Source organism: Mycobacterium sp. ST-F2 (genome assembly GCF_001905655.1).
GTDB lineage: Bacteria > Actinomycetota > Actinomycetes > Mycobacteriales > Mycobacteriaceae > Mycobacterium.
The window spans coordinates 99,018-116,734 of record NZ_JMHT01000007.1 but is presented as its reverse complement, the minus strand read 5'-3'; the positions used below and the strand labels follow the sequence as shown (position 1 = coordinate 116,734).

General features: G+C 68.3%; 14 protein-coding genes. 6 read left to right on the top strand and 8 right to left on the bottom strand.

What is annotated here, in order from left to right; genetic code table 11:
- Position 1: 1 nt before the first annotated feature.
- From bioD to EB75_RS04105, 3 genes are read right to left on the bottom strand one after another with little or no spacing between them, the layout of a single operon-like run.
- On the bottom strand, positions 2 to 694 hold the full coding sequence (gene bioD / locus EB75_RS04115) for a dethiobiotin synthase (RefSeq protein WP_073694204.1): 693 nt from the start codon (positions 692 to 694) through the stop codon (positions 2 to 4).
- Positions 691 to 1,833 (bottom strand): 8-amino-7-oxononanoate synthase, encoded by a 1,143-nt coding sequence (locus EB75_RS04110; RefSeq protein WP_073694203.1) that lies wholly within the window; start codon positions 1,831 to 1,833, stop codon positions 691 to 693. Before EB75_RS04110 ends, bioD begins: the two co-directional genes overlap by 4 nt.
- A gap of 36 nt (positions 1,834 to 1,869) precedes the next feature.
- Positions 1,870 to 3,162, bottom strand: coding sequence for an adenosylmethionine--8-amino-7-oxononanoate transaminase (locus EB75_RS04105; RefSeq protein WP_073694202.1), 1,293 nt, complete (start codon positions 3,160 to 3,162; stop codon positions 1,870 to 1,872).
- A gap of 112 nt (positions 3,163 to 3,274) precedes the next feature.
- Here EB75_RS04105 and sucT point away from each other — a divergent pair, with 112 nt between their 5' ends.
- Genes sucT through treZ form a run of 4 tightly spaced genes read left to right on the top strand, consistent with a single transcriptional unit; the run spans position 3,275 to position 11,539 of the window.
- Entirely contained in the window at positions 3,275 to 5,431 is a 2,157-nt protein-coding gene (gene sucT, locus EB75_RS04100; protein ID WP_073694201.1) for an acetyltransferase SucT, read from the top strand.
- Between the two features lie 9 nt (positions 5,432 to 5,440).
- The gene (gene glgX / locus EB75_RS04095) at positions 5,441 to 7,564 is read left to right on the top strand and encodes a glycogen debranching protein GlgX (RefSeq protein ID WP_073694200.1); all 2,124 of its coding nucleotides are present in this window, start codon (positions 5,441 to 5,443) and stop codon (positions 7,562 to 7,564) included.
- A gap of 5 nt (positions 7,565 to 7,569) precedes the next feature.
- Positions 7,570 to 9,828, top strand: a complete 2,259-nt coding sequence (treY, locus tag EB75_RS04090) for a malto-oligosyltrehalose synthase (RefSeq protein ID WP_073694286.1) — start codon at positions 7,570 to 7,572, stop codon at positions 9,826 to 9,828.
- On the top strand, positions 9,821 to 11,539 hold the full coding sequence (gene treZ / locus EB75_RS04085) for a malto-oligosyltrehalose trehalohydrolase (RefSeq protein WP_073694199.1): 1,719 nt from the start codon (positions 9,821 to 9,823) through the stop codon (positions 11,537 to 11,539). Before treY ends, treZ begins: the two co-directional genes overlap by 8 nt.
- Here treZ and ilvA read toward each other — a convergent pair.
- Entirely contained in the window at positions 11,536 to 12,819 is a 1,284-nt protein-coding gene (ilvA, locus tag EB75_RS04080) for a threonine ammonia-lyase IlvA (protein WP_073694198.1), read from the bottom strand. The genes treZ and ilvA overlap by 4 nt on opposite strands.
- Positions 12,820 to 12,855: 36 nt before the next feature.
- Here ilvA and EB75_RS04075 point away from each other — a divergent pair, with 36 nt between their 5' ends.
- The gene (locus EB75_RS04075) at positions 12,856 to 13,599 is read left to right on the top strand and encodes a hypothetical protein (protein WP_286150077.1); all 744 of its coding nucleotides are present in this window, start codon (positions 12,856 to 12,858) and stop codon (positions 13,597 to 13,599) included.
- Between the two features lie 29 nt (positions 13,600 to 13,628).
- Here EB75_RS04075 and EB75_RS04070 read toward each other — a convergent pair whose 3' ends face one another.
- The 4 genes from EB75_RS04070 to EB75_RS04055 form a co-directional block, all read right to left on the bottom strand.
- Complete coding sequence (locus EB75_RS04070) at positions 13,629 to 14,480, bottom strand: patatin-like phospholipase family protein (RefSeq protein ID WP_073694197.1); 852 nt, start codon at positions 14,478 to 14,480, stop codon at positions 13,629 to 13,631.
- Entirely contained in the window at positions 14,477 to 15,937 is a 1,461-nt protein-coding gene (locus tag EB75_RS04065; RefSeq protein WP_073694196.1) for an ATP-binding protein, read from the bottom strand. The genes EB75_RS04070 and EB75_RS04065 overlap by 4 nt, the downstream gene beginning before the upstream one ends.
- A gap of 265 nt (positions 15,938 to 16,202) precedes the next feature.
- Positions 16,203 to 16,841 (bottom strand): DNA-directed RNA polymerase subunit beta, encoded by a 639-nt coding sequence (locus EB75_RS04060; RefSeq protein ID WP_073694195.1) that lies wholly within the window; start codon positions 16,839 to 16,841, stop codon positions 16,203 to 16,205.
- A 31-nt stretch (positions 16,842 to 16,872) separates the two neighbouring features.
- On the bottom strand, positions 16,873 to 17,199 hold the full coding sequence (locus EB75_RS04055) for a hypothetical protein (RefSeq protein WP_073694194.1): 327 nt from the start codon (positions 17,197 to 17,199) through the stop codon (positions 16,873 to 16,875).
- A gap of 128 nt (positions 17,200 to 17,327) precedes the next feature.
- Here EB75_RS04055 and EB75_RS04050 point away from each other — a divergent pair, with 128 nt between their 5' ends.
- Complete coding sequence (locus EB75_RS04050; protein ID WP_073694193.1) at positions 17,328 to 17,663, top strand: RNA polymerase-binding protein RbpA; 336 nt, start codon at positions 17,328 to 17,330, stop codon at positions 17,661 to 17,663.
- Positions 17,664 to 17,717 lie beyond the last annotated feature (54 nt).

Below are 17,717 nucleotides of genomic sequence, written 5' to 3'. Positions count from 1 at the left end.
GTCAGCCGACCAGGCTCGAAACCCATTGCGAATCAAAGGCTGCCACGCTGACGGTGGCGAATTCGTCAGGCGACAACCGGCCCGCGCCGTCGGGCAGCACCCCACGCACCGGGGCGATGTCGTCCAGCGCACCACGATTGGACTCTTCCGCCAGCCCCGGCTCCTGTGGCCAGCTGCCGATCACCAGTCCGGCGCAGTCGATGCCATGCGCGGCCAGCGACTCGACCGTCAGCCCGGTGTGGTTGAGGGTGCCCAGACCGGGCGCGACGACGACCAGGACCGCGGCCCCGAGTTCGACGGCCAGGTCGCGCAACGTCGTCCCGTCGGAGCCGAGTTGGACGAGCAGTCCCCCGGCGCCCTCCACCAGCGTCAAATGGCCGGGTCGGTCGACGTTCTTGATGAGCGCGACCAGCTCGTCGCGCGACGGCAGCCTCAGACCGGCCAACTCGGCGGCCGCCAAGGGTGCCAGCGGCTCGGGATAGCGCCAACCCGGGACGAGCGAGGTGATGCCGGCCAGCCGGGCCACCTCGGCCAGGTCGTCGTCGCCGTGTCCGGCCGCGGGCGCGATACCCGTCTGCACGGGTTTGCAGACCGTGACGTCCAAGCCGGCCTGATGAGCCGCACAGGCCAGGGCCGCGGTGGCGATGGTCTTGCCGACGCCGGTATCGGTCCCGGCGACCAGCAGCACGGTCACGACTGCACCAGCGCGAGCACCTCGCCGAGCACCCGCCCGGCAAGGTCCATCTCGCCGTCGTCGAGGGACGCGCGTGCGGTCAGCCGTAGCCGCGAGGTGCCGGCCGGCACGGTCGGGGGCCGGAAGCAGCCGACGCGGACGCCGCGGTCCAGGCAGGCCGATGCCGCGGCGAGCGCGACCTCGGGGTCACCGAGGATCACCGAGACGACGGCGGAATCGGGAGTGCCGACGGCGCCGCCGAAGCGGGCCAGCGTCGCGGCGTGGGTCAGGACGGCCTGCGCCCGCCACGGCTCGGCGATGAGGACCTGCAGCGCAGCCCGGGCGGCGCCGACAGCGGCCGGTGCCAGGCCGGTGTCGAAGATGAACGTGCGCGCGGCATCGATGAGGTGGGCCCGCACCGCCGCGGGGCCCAGCACCACGCCGCCCTGGCTGCCCAGAGATTTGGACAGCGTCGTCGTCACCACGATGTCGGGTTCGCCGGCCAGACCGACCTCGTGCACCAGGCCGCGCCCGCCGGTACCGCGCACACCGAGGCCGTGCGCCTCGTCGACGATCAGCAGCGCGCCGTGCCGGCGGCAGACCTCATGGAGGGCGTGCAGCGGTGCCAGGGCGCCGTCGGTGGAGAACACCGAGTCGGTGATCACCACGGCCCGTTCCTCGGACCGGCTGACCAGCGCGGTCTCCACGGCGCCGACGTCGTTGTGCGGGGACACCACGACCCGCGCCCGGGACAGCCGACAGGCGTCCACCAGCGAGGCGTGACTGTAGGCGTCGGATACGACCAACGATCCCGGACCGGACAGCGCTGCCACCGCGCCGAGGTTGGCGGTGTAGCCCGAGGAGAACACCAGCGCCGACTCGGCGCCCATGAAGTGGGCCAGCTCGGCCTCGAAGTCCTCGTGCAGTTCGGTGTTGCCGGTCACGAGGCGCGATCCGCCCGAGCCCGCGCCCCAGGTGTGCAGCGCCGTGACGCCGCCCTCGATCACGTCGGGATGCTGCGTCAGGCCCAGGTAGTCGTTGGACGCGAGGTCCAGCTCGGTGGCCACCGCGGGCCGGACCCGCAGCGACCGGCGCAGGCCTGCGGCCCGGCGCTTGTGTTCGACATCGGCGAGCCAGGCCAGCGGCGAGTGATCAGTCATCGGCGCGCTCCTGACTCCAGTGCTATTGAACGGTGTTCAGGTTAACGCACGGGCAACCGCGACCACACCAGAGGTGATCTGGTCGATCTCCGCGGGCGTGCAGATGAACGGCGGCATGACGTAGACCAGCTTCCCGAAGGGCCGCAACCACACGCCGTGCTCGATCGCGGTGACGGTGGCCAGGGCCATGTTCACCGGTTCGCGCATCTCGACGACGCCGATGGCGCCCAGCACCCGCACGTCGGCCACCGAAGGCAATTCCGCGGCCGGGGCCAACCCCCGTCGCAGCCCGTCCGAAATCTCGGCGACCCGGGCCTTCCAGTCCTGGCTGAGCAACAGCTCGACAGCCGCCACCGACACCGCACACGCCAACGCGTTGGCCATGAACGTCGGCCCGTGCATGAGGGCGCCCGGCTCTCCGGAGCTGATCACCCGCGCGATCTCGGCCGTACAGAGCGTCGCGGCCAGCGTCACGTAACCACCGGTCAGCGCCTTGCCGACGCACATGATGTCGGGGCTGACGCCGACGTGGTCGGCGGCGAACAGCTCGCCCGTGCGCCCGAAGCCCGTCGCGATCTCGTCGAAGATCAGCAGCACGTCGTGCCGCGTACAGATGTCGCGCAGCGCCGTCAGGTAGCGCGGGTCGTGGAACCGCATGCCACCGGCGCCCTGGACCACCGGCTCGACGATGACGGCCGCGAGCTCGTCGACGTGCGCGGCCAGCTGAGCCTCGAAGGCAGCCACGTATTCGGGGTCGTAGTTCGACGGAACCTGCGGCGCGAAGATCTGAGGCATCAGGACATCGGTCCAGATGGAGTGCATGCCACCGTCTGGATCGCAGACGCTCATCGGGGTGAAGGTGTCGCCGTGGTACCCGCCGCGCCACGTCATGAGCTTGTACCGGCCGGGGCGGCCGAGGCTGCGCTGGTACTGCAACGCCATCTTCGCCGCGACCTCGACCGAGACCGAACCGGAGTCCGAGAAGAACACCGTGTCCAGACCCGCCGGGGTGATCTCGACGAGCAGCTGCGCCAGCCGCGCCGCGGGTTCGTGCGTGAGCCCACCGAACATGACGTGATTCATGGTGGCGAGCTGCCGGGTGATCGCGGCGTCGAGCACCGGATGACCGTGCCCGTGCACCGCCGTCCACCACGAGCTCATCGCGTCGATGACCTCGACTGGTTCGCCCTCATGGACGAGGGTCAGCAGGGTGCCGTGGGCCTCGGTGGCAACCACCGCCGGCACCGCCTCGGCACCGATGGTGCTGTACGGATGCCAGATGTGGGCGGTATCGATCGCCGAGATTTCGGCAGGGTTCAGAGCTGGCACGATGACCGAGCCTAACGGTCCCTTCCCGCCCTCGAAACGGGCCTACTCGGCGGGCACTCGACTCGCCGCTACATGAACCAGACCTGGATCTTGGGTAGATTGACAGCCGAACATGACGACTCTTGCAGCACCGCGGCCGGCGTCGCAGCCCGGGTCGGGCAACGCCGCGCACGTCTTCGACGGCGGTGCGGACTCGGCTGCGGGCACTGCCCCGAGCGGGTTCTACCGCCACGACCTGGACGGTCTGCGCGGCATCGCCATCGCCATGGTCGCCGCCTTTCACGTCTGGTTCGGCCGGGTTTCCGGCGGCGTCGACGTCTTCCTCGCACTGTCCGGCTTCTTCTTCGGCGGCAAACTCCTGCGGCTCGCGCTGACGCCGGGGACGTCGCTGTCCCCCGCGCCGCAGCTGCGTCGGCTCGCCCGTCGCCTGTTGCCCGCGCTGATCGTCGTCCTGGCCGCGGGCGCCGTGCTGACCATCCTGATCCAGCCCGAAACGCGCTGGGAGACCTTCGCCGACCAGAGCCTGGCCAGCCTCGGCTACTACCAGAACTGGGAACTGGCCGAAACGGCGTCGAACTACCTGCGGGCCGGCGAATCCGTCAGCCCGCTGCAACACCTGTGGTCGATGTCGGTGCAGGGCCAGTTCTACGTCGCGTTCCTGGCGCTGATCTTCGGCTTCGCGTACCTGTTCCGGCGCCGGCTCGGCGACCGGCTGCGGCCTGCGTTCATCGCGCTGCTCAGCGTGCTGACGGTCGCGTCGTTCTGCTACGCGATGGTCGCCCACCAGGCCGACCAGGTCAGCGCCTACTACAACAGCTTCGCGCGCGGCTGGGAACTGTTGCTCGGCGCCCTCGTCGGGGCGCTGGTGCCGTCCGTCCGGTGGCCGATGTGGCTGCGCAACATCGTGTCGCTGGTCGCGCTGGCGGCCATCCTGTCCTGCGGCGCGCTGATCGACGGCGTGCGCGAGTTCCCCGGGCCGTGGGCGCTGATCCCGGTCGGCGCGACCATGCTGTTCATCCTCAGCGCCGCGAACCACACCGAGCGACTGCCCGCGCCGAACCGGCTCCTGGCCACCGGCCCGTTCGTATCCCTCGGCGCCATGGCGTACTCGCTGTATCTCTGGCACTGGCCGCTGCTCATCTTCTGGCTGGCCTTCAGCGGCCACAGCCGGGCACATCTGGCCGACGGTGCCGCCGTCCTGCTGGTGTCCGGGGTGTTGGCATGGCTGACCACCCGCTACGTCGAGAACCCGCTGCGCCGGCCGGTACGTACGCCTGACGTTCCGCTCGGGAAGCGGCTGCGCCGCCCCACTGCCGTCCTGGGGACACTCGTCGCCCTCATGGGGGTGACGCTGACGGCCACGGCGTTCACGTGGCGCGAGCACATGAACACCGAACGGGCCAACGGCAAGGAACTCGCGACGCTGTCCCCCGTCGACTACCCGGGGGCGCGCTCGCTGCTGCACCACGTGAAGCTGCCGAAGCTGCCGTTCCGCCCGACCGTGCTCGAGGCCAAGGACGACGTGCCGGCGACGACGGCCGACAGTTGCATCGCCGACTTCGACGACCTGTCCATCCGCAACTGCTCCTACGGCGACACCGCCGCCACCCGCACGGTGGCGCTGGCCGGCGGCTCGCACGCCGAGCACTGGATCACCGCGCTGGACATCCTCGGCAAGCGCTACCACTTCAAGGTGGTCACCTACCTGAAGATGGGTTGTCCGCTCTCGACCGAGCCCAACCCGCTGGTGATGGGTGACAACCGGCCGTACCCCAAGTGCTACGAGTGGAACGAACTGGTCATGCCGAAACTGGTGGCCGACCGCCCGAGCTTCGTCTTCACCACCTCGACCCGCCCCTGGAACATCAAATCCGGCGATGTCATGCCCGGCACCTACATCGGGATCTGGCAGCGATTGTCCGACGCGAACATCCCGATCCTGGCCATGCGCGACACCCCGTGGCTGGTCCGGGACGGTAAACCCTTCTTCCCGGCCGACTGCCTTGCCAGCGGCGGTAATTCAACATCCTGCGGCATCTCCCGCTCCGAGGTACTGTCCGACCACAACCCGACCCTCGATTTCGTCGCGCAGTTTCCTCTGCTGAAACCGCTCGACATGAGTGACGCGGTGTGCCGCCCTGACATCTGCCGCGCTGTGGAGGGAAATGTATTGCTGTACCACGACTCTCATCACCTGTCCGCCACCTACATGCGCACCATGACCGGCGAGCTCGGCCGCCAGGTCGGGGCTGCCACCGGCTGGTGGTGAGCTGCCTTCATGGTTGTCGGCGTTTGGCCGGGTAGCGCCTATCCGCTCGGTGCCACCTACGACGGGTCCGGCACCAATTTCTCGGTGTTCTCCGAAGTCGCCGAGCGCGTCGAGCTGTGCCTGATCGCCAAGGACGGCACCGAGGAACGTGTCAATCTCGACGAGGTCGACAGCTATGTGTGGCACTGCTACCTGCCGGCCGTGACGCCGGGGCAGCGCTACGGATTCCGGGTGTACGGCCCGTGGGATCCGGCCGCGGGGCACCGCTGCGATCCGAGCAAGCTGCTGCTCGATCCCTACGGCAAGTCGTTCCACGGCGACTTCGACTTCAGCCAGGCGCTGTACTCGTACGACATGGCCGAGCCGTCGGCCGTCGGCGAGCCCCCCGGTGTCGATTCGTTGGGGCACACCATGACCAGCGTGGTGATCAACCCGTTCTTCAACTGGGACAACGACCGCGTGCCGCGGACGCCCTATCACGAGACCGTCATCTACGAGGCCCACGTCAAGGGCATGACGCAGACGCACCCGGCCATCCCGGAGGAACTGCGCGGCACCTATGCCGGCCTCGCGCATCCCGCGATCATCGAGCATCTGCAGTCCCTCGGCGTCACCGCCATCGAGCTGATGCCGGTGCACCAGTTCCTGCACGATCACCGGCTCCTTGACCTGGGACTGCGAAACTACTGGGGCTACAACACGTTCGGCTTCTTCGCGCCGCACTACCAGTACTCCTGGAACCAGCACGCCGGCAGTGCGGTGGCCGAGTTCAAGACCATGGTGAAGGCGTTCCACGAAGCCGGCATCGAAGTCATCCTCGACGTCGTCTACAACCACACCGCCGAGGGCAACCACCTCGGCCCGACGCTGAATTTCCGCGGCATCGACAACGCCGCGTACTACCGGCTCGACGACGACGATCCGTCGCTGTACAAGGACTTCACCGGTACCGGCAACAGCCTCAACGCCCGCCACCCGCACACCCTGCAGCTGATCATGGATTCGCTGCGGTACTGGGTGCTGGAGATGCACGTCGACGGCTTCCGCTTCGACCTCGCCTCGACGCTGGCCCGTGAGTTCTACGACGTGGACCGGCTGTCGGCGTTTTTCGATCTGGTGCAACAGGATCCGGTGATCAGCCAGGTGAAACTGATCGCCGAGCCGTGGGATGTCGGCGAGGGCGGCTACCAAGTCGGCAACTTCCCAGGTTTGTGGACCGAGTGGAACGGGAAATACCGCGACACTGTGCGTGACTATTGGCGGGGCGAGCCCGCAACCCTGGGCGAGTTCGCCTCCCGACTGACCGGTTCCTCGGATCTGTACGAGGCGACGGGCCGGCGACCGAGCGCGAGCATCAACTTCGTCACCTGCCACGACGGCTTCACGCTGACCGATCTGGTGTCCTACAACGAGAAGCACAACGACGCCAACGGCGAGGAGAACCGGGACGGCGAGAGCCACAACCGCTCCTGGAACTGCGGCGTCGAGGGCCCGACCGACGATCCCGCGATCATCGCGCTACGGGAACGGCAGCGCCGCAACATCTTCGCGACCCTGATGCTGTCGCAGGGTACTCCGATGATCAGCCACGGCGACGAGATCGGGCGCACGCAACAGGGCAACAACAACGTCTACTGCCAGGACAACCCGCTGGCGTGGATGGACTGGACCATGCTCGAGACCAACTCGGCCATGTTGGAATTCACCCGCACCGTGGTGGCTTTCCGGCGCAAGCATCCCGTCTTCCGGCGGCGCCGGTTCCTGGCCGGCCAACCGGTTCGGAGCAGCGGGCAGGTCCGTGACATCGCATGGCTGACCCCCGCCGGAGAAGAGATGACGCTCGAAGACTGGGATTCCGGTTTCGGCAAGAGCATCTCGGTGTTCCTCAACGGCGACGCGATACCCGAACCCAACGCGCGCGGGGAACGGGTCACCGACGACTCGTTCCTGTTGTGCTTCAACGCCCACGACGAGGCGCTGGATTTCGTGATCCCCGGCCAGGACTACGGCGAGAAATGGGCGGCGGCGCTGGACACCGCTGACCCGCACGGGCACACAGAGCTCGTGGCGGGTGCCGGCGAGACCGTCACACTGCAGGCCCGCTCGCTGCTGGTGTTGCGTAAGACGGCGTGAACGCCGTGCCTGTTTCATCGACATACCGACTGCAAATGCGCAGCGACGGCATGACTTTCGACGACGCGCTGGCCCTGCTGCCCTATCTCGACGATCTCGGCGTCTCGCATCTCTATCTGTCACCGGTGCTGACCGCCGTCGCCGGGTCGACGCACGGCTACGACGTCACCGACCCGACGGCCATCTCGGCGGAGCTCGGTGGGCCCGAGGGCTTCGCCCGGCTCTCCGCGGCGGCACGCGCGCGCGGCATGGGGCTCGTCGTCGACATCGTGCCCAACCACGTGGGCGTCGAACGGCCCGAGCAGAACCCGTGGTGGTGGGACGTCCTGGCGCACGGTCGTTCGTCTCGGTTCTCCGCATACTTCGATATCGACTGGGACCTGGACCCCGACGGCCGAATCGTGTTGCCGGTGCTGGGTTCCGACGCCGACGTCGACGACCTCGCCGTCGACGGTGACGTGCTCCGGCTGGGTGACCGGTCCTGGCCGATCCGGCCCGGCACCGGCGCGGGCACGGCCGCCGAGGTCTACGCCCGGCAGGCGTATCGGTTGACGGGCTGGCAGTCCGGTTTCTGCGGCTACCGGCGGTTCTTCTCGATCACCTCGCTGGCCGCGGTGCGCCAGGAGGACCCGGACGTGTTCGACGCCAGCCACGCCGAGATCGGCCGCTGGTTCCGTGAAGGCCTGGTCGACGGACTGCGCGTCGACCACATCGACGGATTGACCGATCCCGCGGGCTATCTCAGTCGGCTACGCGAGCTGACCGGCCCCGACGCGTGGATCGTCGCCGAGAAGATCCTCGCCGCCGACGAGCCGCTGGAACCCAGCCTGCCCATCGGCGGCACCACCGGTTATGACGTGTTGCGGGACATCGGCGGGCTGTTCGTCGACCCGGACGGCGCCGATGTGCTGACGGAGCTGGCTCGCGAGACCCGATGCGACGTCCGGGAATTGAAGGTCAAGGTCGCCACCGAGACCCTGGCCAGTGAGCTGTCCCGGCTGTGTCGCGCGATCGTGCGGGTGACCGGCACCGACGATCCCGCGCTACCGACCGCCATCGCCCAAGTGGTCAGCCGCGTCGGCGTGTATCGCACCGACTACCGGGTGTTGTCCGCGGTGCTGCCCGAGGCCATCAGCGAAACCGCCGGCGCAGCACCGGAACTGGCACCTGCTCTACAGCTGGTTACCACGGCACTGCAGCAGCCCGAGCCTGCCGCGCGGCTGCAGCAGCTGTGCGGCGCGGTGACCGCCAAGGCCGTCGAGGACACCCAGTTCTACCGCGACGCCCGGCTGGTGTCGCTGAACGAGGTCGGGGGCACCCCCGAACGGTTCGGGATGAGCACGGCCGAGTTTCACCAGCGGGCCGCCGCGCGCCGACGGGACTGGCCGGCCACGATGGTGACGCTGTCGACGCACGACACCAAGCGCAGCGAGGATGTGCGGGCCCGCATCACGGTGCTGTCGCAGTGCGCCGACCGATGGGCGCAGCGCGTCAAGCGCTGGGACACAGTGTGCCTACCGCCCGACGAGGGCACCGGATTGTTCCTGTGGCAGAACATCATCGGCATGTGGCCGGTGTCCGGCGACGTCGACGACAGCGTCCGCGAGCGGCTGCACGCCTACGCCGAGAAGGCGATCCGGGAGGCCGAACTCCACACCGATTGGGAGCAGCCGGACCGCGAGTTCGAAGGGGCCGTGAGCGACTGGATCGACGCCCTACTCGACGGGCCGGTGGCCAATGAGGTGACCGCGTTCGTCGGGCAACTCGATGAGGCCGCGCGTTGCGATGCCGTGGCCCAGAAGCTGCTGGCCCTGACAGTGCCGGGTATCCCCGACGTCTACCAGGGCACCGAACTGTTCGACGACAGCCTGGTGGACCCCGACAATCGTCGTCCGGTGGATTTCGCGCGCCGGCAGACGGAACTGACGGCCTTGAGCCACCCCAAGATTCGGGTGGTCTCGGCAGCGCTGCGGTCCCGCCGGGAACGGCCGGACACCTACCTGTCGGGTGACTACACCCCCATCGTCGCCGAGGGGCCTGCCGCCGACCACGTCATCGCCTTCCTGCGCGGTTCCGATGTGCTGGTGGTCGTGCCCCGGTGGACGCTCAAGCTGGACCAATCCGATTGCGCCGACACCGCTATCGCGCTGCCCGAGGGCGAGTGGACCGACCGGCTGACCGACCGGACCTGGTCCGGCACCGTGACCGCCGACGCGCTGTTCGCCGAACTGCCCGGGGCGCTGCTGGAGAAGGCCCGTGCCTGATCACGAATTCTCGGTGTGGGCCCCCACACCTGACGTCGTCACCCTCGAGGCCGATGGGGCCCGGTACCCGATGTCGCGGTCCGACGACGGGTGGTGGCGCGTCACCGTCGACGTCCCGGCCGACGCGCGATACGGCTTCATCCTCGATGGCGCCGATCCACTACCGGACCCGCGCTCACCGCGACAACCCGATGGCGTGCATGGACTTTCACAGCTGTGGCCCGCCGAGCCCGTGGCTCCCTGGTCCGGTCGGGCCATCGCGGGCGCGGTCATCTACGAGCTGCACGTCGGCACGTTCACCGAGGCCGGCACCTTCGACGCCGCCATCGAGCGACTGGACCACCTCATCGACCTGGGCGTCGACTTCGTCGAACTGATGCCGGTCAACGCGTTCAGCGGCAGCCACGGCTGGGGCTACGACGGCGTGCTGTGGTACGCGGTGCACGAACCCTACGGCGGCCCGTCGGGTCTGGTCCGGTTCGTCGACGCCTGCCACCGGCGCGGCCTGGGCGTGTTGCTCGACGCCGTGTTCAATCACCTTGGCCCGTCCGGGAATTACCTGCCCAAGTTCGGGCCGTACCTGACGGCGGGCCGTACCCCGTGGGGCGAGGCCATCAACATCGCCGCCGCCGATTCCGACGCGGTGCGCCGCTACATCATCGACTGTGCGCTGCGCTGGATGCGGGACTTCGGCATCGATGGTCTGCGGCTGGATGCGGTGCACGCGCTGGTGGATACCACCGCCATACACCTGATGGAAGAGCTGGCCACCGAAACCGACCTGCTGGCAGCAGAATTGGGCCGACCACTGTCTTTGATCGCCGAGAGCGATCTCAACGACCCGCGCCTGATCACCCCACGCGACCGGGGCGGCTATGGCTTGGCGGCGCAGTGGGACGACGACATCCACCACGCCATCCACACCGCGGTCTCCGGCGAACGGCAGGGCTACTACGCTGATTTCGGGTCAATGCAGACCCTCGCCACCACACTGGCCCACGGCTTCTTCCACGCCGGCACCTATTCGTCGTTCCGGCGGCGCCGGCACGGCAGGCCGCTGGACACCGGGCAGATTCCGGCCACCCGACTGCTGGCGTACACCTGCACGCACGATCAGGTGGGCAACCGGGCCATCGGTGACCGCCCGTCGCAGAATCTCGACTACGGGCAGCTCGCCGTCAAGGCCGCGCTGGTCCTCGGCTCCCCTTACACGGCAATGCTTTTCATGGGCGAAGAGTGGGGCGCGTCGACACCGTTCCAGTTCTTCAGTTCACATCCCGAACCGGAACTCGCGCGCGCGACGGCCGAAGGACGCAAGGCGGAGTTCGCCGACCACGGCTGGGCCGCCGACGACATCCCCGATCCCCAGGACCCCGCGACGTTCCTGCGCTCCAAACTCGATTGGGACGAGGTCGGCACCGGCGAGCACGCCCGGCTGCTGCAGCTCTATCGCGACCTGATCACGTTGCGGCGCACCGAGCCCGACTTCGCCGACCCGTGGCTGGACCACCTGCGCGTCGAGTTCGACGAGGCCGACCGTTGGATCGTCATGCATCGTGGGGCGTTCGCCGTGGTGTGCAACCTCGGCGAGCAGCCTGTCGTCGTGCCCGTCGCCGGCGAGCCGGTCCTGAGCTCAGCCGAGCCGCAGATCGGGACAAACGCCACGACACTGCCCGGCCACAGCTTCGCGATCCTCCGTCGACGCCCCTAGGTCAGGTACCGGTACGCCGGCGACCCCGGCTCCAACGGCTCGACGTGGATGCCCGAGTTGTGCATCCGCTCCAGCAGCCCGTCGAAGTTGGCGGCCGAGCCGAGTTCGATGCCGACGAGCGCCGCGCCGGTCTCCCGGTTGTTGCGCTTGACGTATTCGAACAGCGTGATGTCGTCGTTGGGCCCGAGCACCTCGTCGAGGAACCGCCGCAGGGCGCCGGGCTCCTGCGGGAAGTCCACCAGGAAGTAGTGCTTGAGGCCCAGGTGCACCAACGACCGTTCGAGCACCTCGCCGTAACGCGACACGTCGTTGTTGCCACCGGAGATCAGGCAGACCACCGTCGAACCGGCCTCGACGCCGTTCTCCATCAACGCCGCGACAGACAGCGCGCCCGCGGGCTCGGCGATGATGCCCTCGTTCTGGTACAGATCGAGCATCGCGGTGCAGACCGCGCCCTCATCGACCGTCGTCACCGACGCCATATCGCCGGCCGCGGCCAGCGCCGCGTAGGTCAGCGTCCCGGCCCGGGCCACCGCGGCCCCGTCGACGAACTGGTCGACATGCTGCAGCGTCACCGGCTCACCCTTGGCGAGCGCCGCGATCATCGATGCCGCACCCGCCGGCTCGGCCCCGAGCACGGCGGTCGCGTTGGTGTGCGCGGTCAGGTAGGTGGTGATGCCGCTGATGCAACCGCCGCCGCCCACCGGCACGATCACCAGGTCGGGTTCGACATCCAGCTGTTCGAGGATCTCGACGGCGATGGTGCCCTGACCGGCCATGGTGCGCAGGTCGTCGTACGGCGGGACCAGCGTGGCGCCCGTCCGGGCGACGTCCTCGAGCGCCGCCTCGGCGGCCATGTCGTAGGTGGCACCGCCGACGATCAGCTCGATGAAGTCGCCGCCGTGATACCGGATGCGGTCCCGCTTCTGCTTCGGCGTCTTGGCCGGGACGTATACGCGGCCGTGCACACCCATCGAGCGGCAGGCCAGCGCGAAGCCCTGGGCATGGTTACCGGCCGACGAGCACACGACACCGGCGGCCTTCTCCTCGCCGGAGAGCTGCATCAGCAGGTTGTAGGCACCGCGCAGCTTGTACGAGCGCACCGCCTGCAGGTCCTCACGCTTGAGGTACACCTGGGCGCCGGTCAGCGCCGACAGCCGGTCGCTGTACTGCAGCGGGGTGCGGGTGACCACCGAGGAAATTCGCCGGGCAGCCGCATCGATGTCGGCCGCGGCAAGCGGCGACGTCCTGTGGGTTCCCTGGCTCAGCTCGGCAGACACCGTCTAATGGTGTCATCTCGGTGCAAAACTGAGCGCATGGACCCCACTCCAGAACCATTGCCGCCGGCGGTCAGGACATTCGTCGAGCGCACCCACCGCCTGACGAGCAGCGCGGAACACCACGTACCGTCCTGGCTGCGGCCCGGCGCGCCGGAGAACCGGCTGCCGGTGATCGCCGCCGTCCTCGGCGCGGTTCTGCTGCAATGGGCCGTCCCCGAGCAGTACACCGTGGTGCCCCGCTGGCCGCTGATCGGCCTCGAACTGCTGCTCGTGGTCGTGCTGATGGTCATCAACCCGGTGCGGATGTCCCGGGAGACCACCGTCGGTAAGTGGTCGATGTGGGTGCTGACCGCGGCTATCACCGCGGACAACACCACCTCCGCGATCGTGCTCGACGTCCACATCCTGTCCGGCCAGGTGTCCAACAATGCCGGACTGCTGCTGGGCAGCGGCGCGGCGATCTTCATCACCAATGTCATCGTGTTCGGCATCTGGTTCTGGGAGCTGGACCGTGGCGGGCCGTTTGCCCGGAGGGCCGGCCACGACCCGTACCCGGACTTCCAGTTTCCCCAGATGAGCGATCCGCAGAACGCCGAACCCGGTTGGCGCCCAACGTTTGTCGACTACCTGTACGTGAGCTACACCAACGTCGTGGCGTTCTCCCCCACCGACACCATGCCGCTGTCGCGGTGGGCCAAGATGATGATGACGCTGCAGTCGCTGGTGTCGATCTCGACGACGGCGCTGGTCATCGCCCGCGCAGTCAACGTGCTGAAGTAGGCCCCGCGCACGCGAGGAGCACGACGGATTCAGCCGCAGTCGCGGTGGGGTTCCAGCAGTTCGGCCTGCCCCACCTCGGGACGGGTGGTCGGCAGCCAGCGCCGCGTCGACTCGAGGGATCGTTCGATGAGTTCACCCGAGCGGGAGAAGTCGACGGGCGACACCCGCACCGGACACAGCGGCGGGACCACATGCAGGTCGACCAATCCCTCGAACCGCTCGACGTCGGTGGCCAGCCGCCTGTTGATCGCCAGCGTGAACGCGTGCATGGCCATGGCCAATGCGGCCCGCGGCGGTTGCGGCATGGCACACGAATATCCCGTCGGCAGCACCCACACCTCGGTCGCGCCCAGCTCCACGGCATAGGACAGCGGCGTGTTGTTCACCACGCCGCCGTCGACCAGATCGCGTCCGCCGATCCGGACCGGCGGCAGCACCGCCGGGATGGCAGCGCTGGCGACGATCGCGTCGACAGCGTCGCCCGACGACAGGAGGACGTCCTGCCCGGAGAGCACGTCGGTGGCCACCACATGCAGTGGCGTCGGCGCGTCCTGCAGCCGCCGGAACCGCAGATTCTGCTGCAACAGAGTGCGGATCCCGATATCGGACACCAGGTGCGGCCGGCGCCCCAGAAAGCCGAGCAGCCCCATACTCGGGCTGGTCGGGAACACTTTGCGGCGCGACAGGGTCCGCCACAGATCGGCCAGCGCCAGGGCCCCATCGTGGTCGGACCTCCCGGCGATCCACCCGCCGTTGAGGGCGCCGACAGAGGTGCCGACGATCAGATCCGGCTTGATGCCGGCCTCGGCCAGACCCAGCAGCATGCCGACCTGGATGGAGCCGAGACTGCCCCCGCCGGACAGCACGAACGCCGTCGTCATGGTCCCTCTCCGTCCTCTGGCGCTGGTTGTCGCGGAAGCCGCACGACGAACGTGGTATCGCGCGGCTGTGAGGCCACGAACAGCTCCCCGCCGTGCCGGTCGACAACGATCTGCCGGGCCAGATGCAGGCCTAGGCCGGTACCTTCACCGAGCGGTTTGGTGGTGAAGAACGGGTCGAAAATGCGCCCGCGGATGTCGGCCGGAATTCCGCTGCCGGTGTCGCTGATCTCGATCCGCACCGCATCGTCCTCGGATCGGCTGCGCACCGTGAGTCTCCCCGAGCCGGCAGGCCGCATGGCGGCGATGGCGTTCTCGATGAGGTGCGTCCACACCTGATTGAGTTCGGCTGGATGACAAAGCAGTTCGGGTATCGACGGGCCGAAGTCCGTGACCACTTCGACCGGAGTACCCGCGCCGATCCGGCCGGCGAACATCCGCAGGGTACTGGTCAGAAGTGCGTCGACGTCCGCGAACCGGAACGGCGCGCTGTTCAGCTGGGTGTACTGCTTGACGTCGGTGACCAGGCCCGAAATCCGTTGTGCGGCATCATGAACCTGATGCGTCAGCAGTTCGGCCTCGACCCGGTGCCGCAACCACGTCACGGCTCGCGGCAACCAGTACGGCTGCTGGTCACCCGGCAGTAGCTGTTCGAGCCAGTCACAGTCCAGTCCGGCCTCGACGAACGTCGGCGCCATATCCCACGCGTCCGCGATCCCCCGGCTCGACAACCAGTCACCGACCTGGTCCTCCAGGTCGCTCGCCTGCATCGCCGATAGCCTCCGACCCGACGCAGCGGCCACCTTCGCGACCACGTCGACCTGCGCCCCGGCCAGGAAAGTCAGTGCCGCGCTGTCGAATTCGCTGTCCACCAGCGGCACCAGGAGAGCATCAAGCCGGCCGCGCAGGTCGGTCGCGCCGCGGACGACGGCCGCCACCGGGTTGTTGAGTTCGTGCGTCAGCCCGGCTGACAGCTGTCCGAGCGCCAACATCCGGTCCCGTTCGTCGGCGACGCGGTGCTGCTTCTCCGCGGTCTCCGCCAGTCCATCGATGAGATGCACAGCCATCGGGAACTGACTTTTGACGAAGGCACCGAATTCGTCGGCGGGCATGACGAAGAACCGCGTCCGCCGGGTGGCCCGCACCGAGAACCGGTTCCGGTCATGACCGACGGGGCTGAACGCCGACCGCGCACCGAAGTAGACGCCGGGCTGCGACGTTCGATCGATCTCGAGTTCCCGGCCGCCGGCACGCTTGGAGAGCACCAACTCGCCATCGATGAGAACCCGTAGCGGTGTGACGGGGTCGCCTTCGGTGATGACCGGCCCCGGGGCGAAGACCTCGATGTGACCGGCGCGGCAGAGCTGCGCCAGCTGCTCGTCCGTCAACGACTCGAACAGGAACAGCTCCTTCAGTACCTCGGGTAGGCACTGCTGCAGGTCACCACCGACGTCTGTCACGCCGACACACTAAGCCCGCCAGGCCGGTGTGCTGCGGTCATTGGGGTCAATCCCATATGCGTCATTCGCACTCCCGATCCGGTCTCGCACCCGAGCCCGGCGGGCGGCGTCGACGCCCCGTGTCGCCCGTCACGGAATTGCTCACCCCACCCGAACATCCGCTAGAGTGAACACCGCCAGGCCGCAGTAACCCCGGGCCCCAAATTTCGCCGCCAAGAGCGGCCTACCGCCGAGAGGCGTTCTGCGGTCTGGCTTTAACTTCTCGTCAATCCAGCGAATCGCTGCGCCACAGCCCGGCTGCGGCATGCAGCTCGTTTGCGATGCGGGTGAATGTCACAGCCCGATCGGTCAGCTCCGCGGCGCGCTCCGGCGCCGTCGTCGTCGCATCCTCGGCCAGGCTCGTGCAGCCCGCCGCACTCACCCGGCAATACGCTGCCGCACGCTCCAGTGCGACGGCGAAATCGCCCTCGAACACGCCGCGCAGGATGCGATCGGCAAGATCCCGGATCTCCGTCGGCCCGACGGGCGTCTCGGCACCGGCGACCACGGGGTCGATCGAATGCAGCACCTCAGTGCCGCGGCCGAACATCAGGCTGGCCGAGTACGGATCGTTGCGGATCGACAGCCGCAGCAGGTAGACCCGCCACAGCGCACCGGGCAGGCTGCGCGCGCCCGCTCCCGCCCACAACTCGGCGATGGTTTCGATGCCGTGCTCGTCGGTGTACGCCACCAGCCGTGACACCACATCGGGATCGGGGTACGTCCGCACCCGCTCCAGGAGCGCCGCCGCCGTCTCGTGGGCGATGCGGCTGTCCTGCACCGGGTCCTCGACGTCATGGAACGCCTCGAAGCCACGGCCCAGGAACTTGGTCGGCTTATGGATCCGCCGACGGTCGTCAGTCATGCATTAGTTCTTTCTGGCCACTGCGCCGGCCCTAACGCCAGCCGTCGGCGTCTTTCGCGGCTTGCAGCAGCACCTCGCAGAGCTCTTTCAATTCAGTGGGTCCGGCGCCTTCGGCAACGGCGGTCGCGACGTCCTCGGCCGCACACCGTACCTGATAAACGCGGTCCGAGAGGGCCGCCGCTTCCTCGGCACTGAGCACCACTGCATCCTCCGCCAGGTTGGTCCCCTTGACCATGGCCCGCTGCTCATAAGCCCGCTGGCGGCACGACTGACGGCAGTACTGGCGACGACGCCCCATGCCGGCGTCGGCCACCTCGCGGCCACACCACCGGCACGGTTGGGCCTTCGAGCGCTTCATGTCCGCCTCACGGTCGTGACTGTATCCGTCGCCGGCCAGAACCCCGGTATCATGGACAACCGAGTCGGGAACTTCACGGCGCTGGCCTGCGTTGATTCCCTGTCGCTATACCAAGGGAGTGATTGACGATGGCTGATCGTGTCCTGAGAGGCAGTCGCCTCGGAGCCGTGAGCTACGAGACCGACCGTAACCATGACCTGGCGCCGCGTCAGGTGGCCCGCTACCGCACCGACAACGGCGAGGAATTCGACGTTCCGTTCGCCGACGACGCGGAAATCCCCGGCACCTGGGCGTGCAAGAACGGCATGGAAGGCACCCTGCTCGAGGGTGACGCCCCCGAGCCCAAGAAGGTCAAGCCGCCGCGTACGCACTGGGACATGCTGCTCGAGCGTCGTTCCATCGAGGAGCTCGAAGAGCTGCTCAAGGAGCGGCTGGAGCTGATCAAGACCCGCCGCCGCGGCTGATTGCGCAGACGAAAAAGCCCCGCCTCGCGGCGGGGCTTTTTCATGCCTGGTGTC

Bases quoted from the DNA above. Each gene is read 5' to 3' on its own strand.
- EB75_RS04055 (WP_073694194.1), bottom strand. From the start codon at position 17,199: ATGAAGCGCTCGAAGGCCCAACCGTGCCGGTGGTGTGGCCGCGAGGTG.
- sucT (WP_073694201.1), top strand. From the start codon at position 3,275: ATGACGACTCTTGCAGCACCGCGGCCGGCGTCGCAGCCCGGGTCGGGC.
- EB75_RS04075 (WP_286150077.1), top strand. From the start codon at position 12,856: ATGGACCCCACTCCAGAACCATTGCCGCCGGCGGTCAGGACATTCGTC.
- EB75_RS04060 (WP_073694195.1), bottom strand. From the start codon at position 16,841: ATGACTGACGACCGTCGGCGGATCCATAAGCCGACCAAGTTCCTGGGC.
- EB75_RS04070 (WP_073694197.1), bottom strand. From the start codon at position 14,480: ATGACGACGGCGTTCGTGCTGTCCGGCGGGGGCAGTCTCGGCTCCATC.
- EB75_RS04110 (WP_073694203.1), bottom strand. From the start codon at position 1,833: ATGACTGATCACTCGCCGCTGGCCTGGCTCGCCGATGTCGAACACAAG.
- glgX (WP_073694200.1), top strand. From the start codon at position 5,441: ATGGTTGTCGGCGTTTGGCCGGGTAGCGCCTATCCGCTCGGTGCCACC.
- EB75_RS04050 (WP_073694193.1), top strand. From the start codon at position 17,328: ATGGCTGATCGTGTCCTGAGAGGCAGTCGCCTCGGAGCCGTGAGCTAC.